The sequence below is a fragment of the Actinomadura rubrisoli genome (assembly GCF_004349215.1).
Taxonomy (GTDB): Bacteria; Actinomycetota; Actinomycetes; order Streptosporangiales; family Streptosporangiaceae; genus Spirillospora; species Spirillospora rubrisoli.
Window position 1 is genome coordinate 1 of sequence record NZ_SMKU01000422.1, and the last position, 7,199, is coordinate 7,199.

Annotated in this window: 10 protein-coding genes and 1 pseudogene; 6 read left to right on the top strand and 5 right to left on the bottom strand. The window is 66.2% G+C overall.

Going from position 1 to position 7,199, the window contains the following annotated elements:
• The first annotated feature begins 272 nt into the window (after positions 1-272).
• Positions 273-665, top strand: a complete 393-nt coding sequence (locus E1298_RS41730) for a hypothetical protein (protein WP_131902915.1) — start codon at positions 273-275, stop codon at positions 663-665.
• Between the two features lie 224 nt (positions 666-889).
• On the opposite strand, the gene E1298_RS41735 is transcribed toward E1298_RS41730, so the two are convergent.
• From E1298_RS41735 to E1298_RS41750, 4 genes are all read right to left on the bottom strand, one after another.
• Positions 890-1,624, bottom strand: coding sequence for a hypothetical protein (locus E1298_RS41735; protein ID WP_131902916.1), 735 nt, complete (start codon positions 1,622-1,624; stop codon positions 890-892).
• A 61-nt stretch (positions 1,625-1,685) separates the two neighbouring features.
• Positions 1,686-2,300: a transposase gene (locus E1298_RS41740; RefSeq protein WP_207945158.1), complete on the bottom strand. Its 615-nt coding sequence runs from the start codon at positions 2,298-2,300 to the stop codon at positions 1,686-1,688.
• A complete protein-coding gene (locus E1298_RS41745; RefSeq protein ID WP_131902918.1) occupies positions 2,210-2,755 on the bottom strand; it encodes a winged helix-turn-helix domain-containing protein in 546 nt (181 codons plus the stop codon). Before E1298_RS41745 ends, E1298_RS41740 begins: the two co-directional genes overlap by 91 nt.
• Positions 2,752-3,357: a helix-turn-helix domain-containing protein gene (locus tag E1298_RS41750; RefSeq protein ID WP_131902919.1), complete on the bottom strand. Its 606-nt coding sequence runs from the start codon at positions 3,355-3,357 to the stop codon at positions 2,752-2,754. The genes E1298_RS41745 and E1298_RS41750 overlap by 4 nt, the downstream gene beginning before the upstream one ends.
• A gap of 232 nt (positions 3,358-3,589) precedes the next feature.
• On the opposite strand from E1298_RS41750, the gene E1298_RS41755 reads away from it, so the two are divergent.
• Both E1298_RS41755 and E1298_RS50900 read left to right on the top strand, forming a co-directional pair.
• Complete coding sequence (locus E1298_RS41755) at positions 3,590-3,901, top strand: hypothetical protein (RefSeq protein ID WP_131902920.1); 312 nt, start codon at positions 3,590-3,592, stop codon at positions 3,899-3,901.
• Positions 3,898-4,254, top strand: a complete 357-nt coding sequence (locus tag E1298_RS50900) for a hypothetical protein (RefSeq protein ID WP_243726163.1) — start codon at positions 3,898-3,900, stop codon at positions 4,252-4,254. The genes E1298_RS41755 and E1298_RS50900 overlap by 4 nt, the downstream gene beginning before the upstream one ends.
• A 176-nt stretch (positions 4,255-4,430) precedes the next feature.
• Here the strand turns inward: E1298_RS50900 and E1298_RS52050 are convergent.
• Positions 4,431-4,628, bottom strand: a pseudogene (locus tag E1298_RS52050) (helix-turn-helix domain-containing protein); the annotation flags it as partial.
• Positions 4,629-4,669: 41 nt separating this feature from the next.
• Between E1298_RS52050 and E1298_RS41765 the strand changes: the two are divergent.
• From E1298_RS41765 to E1298_RS41775, 3 genes are all read left to right on the top strand, one after another.
• The gene (locus tag E1298_RS41765; RefSeq protein WP_207945159.1) at positions 4,670-5,140 is read left to right on the top strand and encodes a hypothetical protein; all 471 of its coding nucleotides are present in this window, start codon (positions 4,670-4,672) and stop codon (positions 5,138-5,140) included.
• A gap of 210 nt (positions 5,141-5,350) precedes the next feature.
• Positions 5,351-6,007: a hypothetical protein gene (locus tag E1298_RS41770; protein ID WP_131902922.1), complete on the top strand. Its 657-nt coding sequence runs from the start codon at positions 5,351-5,353 to the stop codon at positions 6,005-6,007.
• On the top strand, positions 6,001-7,092 hold the full coding sequence (locus tag E1298_RS41775; protein ID WP_131902923.1) for a S8 family serine peptidase: 1,092 nt from the start codon (positions 6,001-6,003) through the stop codon (positions 7,090-7,092). Before E1298_RS41770 ends, E1298_RS41775 begins: the two co-directional genes overlap by 7 nt.
• The last annotated feature ends 107 nt before the right edge of the window (positions 7,093-7,199 follow it).

Sequence of the window (7,199 nt, forward strand, 5' to 3'; positions counted from 1 at the left end):
GCGGCGAACGCGGCTTCGCGCTGCTGACCGAACGCTGGACCGCACTCAAACACACCACTCTCAGCCCCAGCAGAATCGGTGACCTCGTACGCGCCGCCCACGTCCTCACACTCTTCGAACACCGCCGGATCCGCTGAAAGTCACTGGCAAAACCTCTATGAACGCATTGTTGAAGAGGGTAAGGGGTTGTTCAACTGCTGATGAATGCACTTGCTGCGCGGTTCGAGCCACTTCGAGGCGCTGTCATCCGGGCCGTTGGTCGTGCGGCGGACATGGGCATCCTGGAGTTCGATCTAGAAGGAGCCGGTACGTCGGCTGAGCTGCATATCCAGTGCCCCTTTCGGGTGCTGCACGATGAGCAGCTGGTCCTGGGCTCAGATGACATGTCCTACCCGGGTAAGCGGCGGTCGGACTCTGACGCAGAGGAATCCTATAAGTCCATGTTCGACAGGAAGTGTGCCGCCCTCAATAAGATCATCGAAGAAGCCGAGCCGCGTGTCATGGATATCGACCTGAGGAGCGGCGGCGCCCTCGAACTGCGGCTGACCCTGTCGCTGCAAGTGCAGGTATTCCCTGATTGTTCAGGAAAAGTCGAAATGTGGCGCTTCTTTGTCCGCGGCGACGACGATCACACCGTCTACCCTCCCGATCTCTTCACGCCGTGAAGAGACAAGAGATACGAGTGAAGTTGAAGAGCGCATCACGCTATGGAAGGCGCGCGGGATTTCGGAGGCCATTGCCATGGCTGAAGCTGAGGCGTTCGAGTATAGCGGGTTCCTGGAGGGGGTCTCATACGTCGAGCTTGCTCAAGTGGCTGACTATCTTTCGAGTTTCTTTGATACTGGTTCTGAACGTCAGGTAGGCAACTGATCGGCAGTGTGACCGCGACCTACGGACGGGAGCTGCCCTGGCCGGACGTCAGTGCTTGCAGGTCCCGCACTGCCGGTCGATTCCGCCGCTCGATCGGGACGGCGCGCAACACGACCTTCCCCGTCTCGATGATCATGTGGCTCTGCTGGGCCGGGGGGAGTCCGGCGAGGATTTCGGTGGCCTGCCGGGCACCGGTATCGATCCCGCCGTTGACCACGGTGCACAGGGCCTCGTGAAGGCGGACGTTCGCGGCGTACTGGTAGCCACGCGTGTTAGCAAGGACGATTTCGCGCTTCTCATCGGCCTCCGCCTCGCGTCCGGCAGCCGCGTGAACCCAGCTCGCGGTGAAGTGCGCCACGTTCTCACTCCTATGGGTCGGCAGGATGCCGCCCCGCGCCGGCCCATCGATAGAGTCTGTGAAGGAGTCCAACGCCCTCCTGGCCTCGTCGTGCCTGCCTTGCAGCGTGAGCACTTTGGCTCGCGTTCCGGCGAGGTCTGCTTTCCGGCAGGACGGTGCGGATCCGGCGAGTTGTTCCGCAGCGTCGATCAGTTGCACGATGGTCGCCGGATCGCGTTGGCCGTACACCCCAAACTCGGCCTCTTCGCAGCGGGCCATCAGCCGTAGATCAAGATCACCGGTCATATCGGCGGTGGCCTTGGCCGTCCGCCACCAGTGGATGGCCGCGCTGTGGTCGCCAAGGCGGGTGAGCGCGTCGGCGTACAGCATGGAAAGCGCGGCCACGACCCGGCGCAACTCGGTCGCTTCATCCGGCTCATCCTGCTCTTCGGCCTCTAAGGAGACTCAAGGGCTGGGGTTACGGAGGTCGGGGGTCCAGGCCGGTTCTCGTGAGGAAGCCGGTGAGGAGTTCGGGCCGGTACTGCATACGTTTGAGGCGGGTCTTGACGAGCCGGGTGAGCTGGCCGATGGTGCGTTTGGTCAGGTTGATCAGGGACTTCTTCATGTGTGACCAGATGGCTTCGACGGGGTTGAGTTCCGGGGCGTGGGCGGGAAGCTGGAAGACTGTCAGCCAGTCCCGGGCTTGGACCAGGTGCCGCATCCTCTTGCTGAGGTGGGTGTTCAGGTTGTCCCAGACCAGGACGATCGGCCCGCCGAGTTGCTGGTGGGCGGCGTCGAGCAGGCGGATGTAGTCGGTCTCGTCGAAGCCCTTCTTGTCGTTCTTGCGGCCGTGGTAGGTGATCGTCCGGTAGATCAGCCGGGTGGTGTGGCCGGGCCGGGTGGCCAGGAGCCCGGCGATCGACACCCGGTGGGTGCCTTGTGAGGTGACCGTGACGATGGGGGTGTGTCCGCGTCGTCCCCATGTTCGTCCTCGGGGCGGCCTCAAGCCCTGGCCGGCTTCGTCTTCGAAGCAGAGCCAGGCCCCCAGGTCGCCCGCGGTCTTTTTATCAGCGGCCACTGTTCCTCCCGCCACGAGGCGATCTTGTCCTCGTCGCGTTCGGCGGCTTGTCTGGCTGGGACCTGCACGGTCCAGTCCATGCGGTGCAGCAGCAGGTGGACCCCGGCAGGGGTATAGGTGACCTTGAACCGGTCAGCGATCAGGTCGGCCACCCGGACCAGGGTCCACCGCTGATCTTCATCCCACCCATGCACCGCGGGCCCGGCCTCCAGCTCTGCCGCCAGCTGCCGCAACTGCGCGTCCGACAGCCTGCACCGTGAACCACCCGGGCCCTTGGACGCCAGCGCGTCCAGGCCGCCCCGGTCGAAGGCCCGGCGCCACCGGTTCGCCGACATCCTCGACACCCGGAACACCGCCGCGACCTCCGCGTCGCTCGCCCCGGCCGCAAACATCCCGGCCGCCTCGAACCGCACCCGCTCCCGTCGCGCCCGCTCCTGCGGACTCAACCCGCCGCTATCGGGATACCTCACCCACCAGGCATAACCCGAACAGACCCCAGTGAGAAGGGGCCGAGGAGACACAAAACGTAACCCCAGCCCTTGAGTCTCCTTAGCTGATGCTTGATCGCGAGAAGGTCGATCATCAGCCCATCGCGGGCCTGCGCGGGCGGACGGGTAAGGGTCGCGTACAGATGATCCGAGAGGGTCAGATGCCAGTCATCGAGACCGCGGGGTTCGCTGTTCAGTAGCAGGGCGAGCAGTTGACGGACCGGTTCCCCAGTGGAGCCGAGCGTCCCCGCGCCTATCCCCAGCGCGGCGAGCTGCAGCAGTGCGCGACGCTCCATGATGTCCCAAAGGTCGGGATTGATGCCAGGGATCACGATACCCGCAGCGGCGGCGCCCCGACCCTGGGAGGACCGTTGCGGCTTTGGGCGCCCTGTTCTGAGGGCTGCGAGCGATCCCCCCGCAGTGAGTATTTCGTCCAGGCGTTTCGCCATCTTCTTTGACGGCACGTGAAGCCCGCGCCGGACCTTCGATAGGTATCCGTCGTTGCAGGGGACGAGCTTGGCCAATTTCCGCTGGCTGATGCCGCGTTCGTCCATGAGTTCGTGGAGCTTGTCACCGAAGGTCATAACCTCACCCGTTTCGCCCCGGGTTGCGTGCTGCGTGGTCGCTGCGTGGAGGGGGCGCAGCTATGCAGTGTCTTCCACGGTAGCCGCGGAGGCGTTCGGATGGGGGCGAAAGCTGTCGCCAGACACAAAGGGCGGCCCCGGCCTGGCGGGCGAACGCCAGGGGGCCCGGGGCCTAACCAGACGGAAAGGACGTCCGGCTATGGGACAGGGTAACGAAACAGGCGAGACGGGCATGAGTGAACGTTTCGACGGCACCGAGCATCTGCACGCCTACCCGCTGCTTTACGCATTGGCGAACGCGCTGGCCGCGCGCGGCTTCACCACGTCTCTGGGAGCCAGGGCTGTGACCGTGACCCGGAAGGGCGACGCCTCGCTGCGGACCCAGACCATCACGTGTAAGCCACGGCCGATCGATGGTGACCGCCTCTGGTTCTTCGCTGCGCTCGGTGAGCCGATCGCGCAGGCCGACCAGATCATCGACGCCGCCGTGATCATCGCGGCCGACCTGGCATCCCGCGACGTGGCCATGGGGGACGAGCAGTGATCGCCACCGACTACCTCGATCTGCTCGCGCGGGTCCTGGCCACCGAGGGATGGACCGCGCGTGCTCGCTATGACCAGGCGCCTGAGCGGCTGCATGTGCTCTCGTCCAGCCTTCCGACGATCGGGGAGAGCATCCGCGCCAAGGCGGGCGTGGGCGGGGTGCCCTGGTTCATCGACTCCACCGGCGATCCGATCGCCCCCTGCCACGACCTTCCGCGCGCCGTCGCGGAGATCGGTGCGCGGCTGGCGCCGGACGCCATCGCGGCGGCCGTCCGGCGCGCGGCGGTCGCAGAGGAAGACGCGCCCTCACGTGGCCTGATCAGCCGTCTTCGGGCCTCACTGGGACGGATGTGATGGACGAGCCTGACCGGCTGACGAGCCTGACCGGCTGGAGATCGGGCCGTACGGTCCCCTGGACGCGCTGTACGCCGCGATCCGGCGCTGCTCCCCGTCGAGCAGGCGGCCGAGCGCATCGCCTGAGCACTGCCCAGGTGAGGGACTACTCTTAGCAGTGCGACGACGTGGACTTCGAGGGCATCGGCGAGCGCAACGATGACGGAGTGGCGGTCAAGCTTGCGGCGACCGAACTCCACTGACTTCAGCCACTCGACGCTGTACCCGACTGTCTCGGCGAGTTGGGCGCGGGACATGCCGCGGGCCTCACGGAACTTATGCCGCGCTGACCGATGGTGGTGTCGTCCATGGGTTTCCCCTGAGGTGGATCGGATGGTGCGACGGTGTTCACGCTACGGCTCGTACACGCCAGCGCGTGTACACCAAGTGCCCGCTTTCGGTGACCTGCGCGCAGCGGCCTAGCCGGTTCTGCGCGGTTGCGCGTCCTGAGACCGGGCACGGCGTCGACATGCGTGAGCGGTCGGCGTTGCATCTCAATCGCATGAAAGGTGCGTATATGAGTCGGTGTCGGAAAGCGGGAGGCGACTGGTTCGGTGTTCGCTGTGTTTTTCGGGATGCGAACAATGGAACCTATGAAGAACGCATTACGCTATGGCGGGCGAGTGAAGTTTCGGAAGCCGTGGCCATGGCTGAAAGCGAGGCGGTCGACTACGTAAAAGCCTTGGACGGCGTCTCCTATGTCAGGCTTGCTCAAGCCTTCTCGATCGACGGAGAGCCTGGCCATGGAGTTGAAGTATTTTCTCTTATTAGAGACAGCGATCTGGAAGCGAGCGACTATATCTCAAGATTCTTTGACACTGGATCTGAACGTCAGGAGGACATCTGAGGCGTCGCGGTACTGCCCTCGGCCGTGTGGGGCGGCCGGGCGGAGCGGTGAATTGACGCGTAACGGTGATCAAGGTGAGATTCGGGGCGGGTTGGATCTTGCTCTGTGTCCGAGACTTTGGAAACGGTCCCGAGCGAGCCGCGGGGTGATGTCGCTCGGCGTCCGTGGGGGCTGATCGTCGTGCTGGCGGTGTTGGGTGGTGCGGCGGTCGTGGGGGGAAGTGTCGCGGTCGGGGTGGAGGTGAATCGCGGGCCCACCGCCAAGCAGATCGACGCGGCCGGGCGGAAGGAGTTCGCCTTGCGCTGGCGCACGCTGGGTGCGGGGGAGGTCTTTCCGGCGCGGGTGGACGGCCCCGCTGGCATGTCGAAGACGCCCGCGTGGACCGCCACTCGCGTCGGGATCGCGCCGGCGGCGTCCTGTGCCGAGGGGTTCGATCGTCCGATCGCCGACGCTCTCGTCAAGCACGGCTGCCGGGCGGTGTTGCGCGCCACGTACGTCGACGGCACCGGAACGCTGGTGACCACGCTTGGTGTCGCGGTGATGCCCGACCCCGGGCAGGCGTCCGGCGCCGAGGCGGGCTTCCCCTCGTCGGTGGGTGACAACAAGCGGTACGGGGTGCGCGCGGTGACCTTTCCCGGCACGGTCGCCGGGAAATTCCGCGACCCCCTGAGGCAGGACTTCTACTTCGCCGCCAACGGCACCCCCTACCTGTTCTTCCGGTCGAGCGGCTGGATCGCCGATCGGGGCGCTCGCGTCGGCACGGTGCTCGCCGATACCTTCGCGTTCGCCAGGACCGCGTTGGATCAGGTGATCCTGCGCTTCGCCGAGACGACGGAGCCGTGCGAGAGGCGAGGAGTGCGATGCTGATGCGGCGCTGCCTGGTGGTCGCCGCCCTGCTTATGGGCCTGACGCCGCCGCTGACGGGCGAGTCGCGGGCCGACACCGCGTGGGCTCTGCGGATGGCGCGCGACTTCGTCCAGGCCCAGCGCGACACCCGCGGCAAGGACGTGAAGATCGCCTTGGTCGGCGACGGCGTGGCCTCCGGGGTGCGGCCGCTGCGTGGAGCGGTGAAGAAGGAGAAGGACTTCGTCCGGACGCCCCGGGCCAAGCGGAACATCGGCACGCTGATGGCCTCCCTGATCGTGGGCGGCGCCACGGAGGACGGTCTGCTGAAGCTTCGAGGTCTCCTCCCCTCGGCGACGATCCTGCCGGTACGGGTCTACGCGGCCCCCGACGAGCCGGGCGGCAAGGAATGGTGGAAGACCGTCAACTGGGGGAACAGCATCGGTGACGGTGTGCGTTACGCCGCCGATCAGGGCGCGGACGTCATCGCGGTCGAGCCCTTCGCCTTCGGCGGCGGCGGTTATCGGAACGGGGAGGGGGTGGACGGCACCCGGAGCGCGATCGCCTACGCCCGGAGCAAGAACGCCGTCGTGGTCGCTCCGAGCGGCGACCAGCGTCCCAACGACCCCTCTTATCCGGCGGCGGCACCCGGCGTGATCGGCGTCGGGGGCGTCACCGAGCAGGGGCGGCGTGCCAAGAAGTGGACGTCGAGCAGCAGCGCCGTGTTCGTCGCCGCTCCGAGTTTCGAAATGCCCGCCACCGGCTACGACAACAGGCTCTGGACGTTCAAGGGCGACCCGGTGGCCCTGGCGTTCGCGACCGCCGCCGTGGCCATGCTCAAGTCCAAGTACCGCAGGCTCACCCCGGCGCAGATCGGCGAGGCGCTGTCGGCGTCTGCGCGGCGTCCCGCGGGGAAGAGGCGCTACGACACCGAGCTGGGCTTCGGCTACGTCAACCCCGCCGGGGCGCTCGACAACGCGCACAGGATCGCGAACAGGCCCGGTCTCGCCATGACCGCGACGCCGTCCGTGCCGGACACGGCCGGTCTGGGCGGTGACCGTCCAGGCCCGATCAAGGCGGCTCCGTACGACCCTGTACGAAAATGCTGATAGCGCGCAATCGCTTGGCAATCGTTGAGTCTCGAAGTTCTTCCGGCAGCGGGCTGGGAATGAATCCTGTGTGGTTGAAGTACTCCTTTGTTCTGCCCCACTCGCTA

What these genes read in the sequence shown, in the direction of transcription:
- E1298_RS41730 (WP_131902915.1), top strand. Translation starts at nt 273, where the DNA reads ATGGGCATCCTGGAGTTCGATCTAGAAGGAGCCGGTACGTCGGCTGAG.
- E1298_RS41750 (WP_131902919.1), bottom strand. Translation starts at nt 3,357, where the DNA reads ATGACCTTCGGTGACAAGCTCCACGAACTCATGGACGAACGCGGCATC.
- E1298_RS41755 (WP_131902920.1), top strand. Translation starts at nt 3,590, where the DNA reads ATGAGTGAACGTTTCGACGGCACCGAGCATCTGCACGCCTACCCGCTG.
- E1298_RS41775 (WP_131902923.1), top strand. Translation starts at nt 6,001, where the DNA reads ATGCTGATGCGGCGCTGCCTGGTGGTCGCCGCCCTGCTTATGGGCCTG.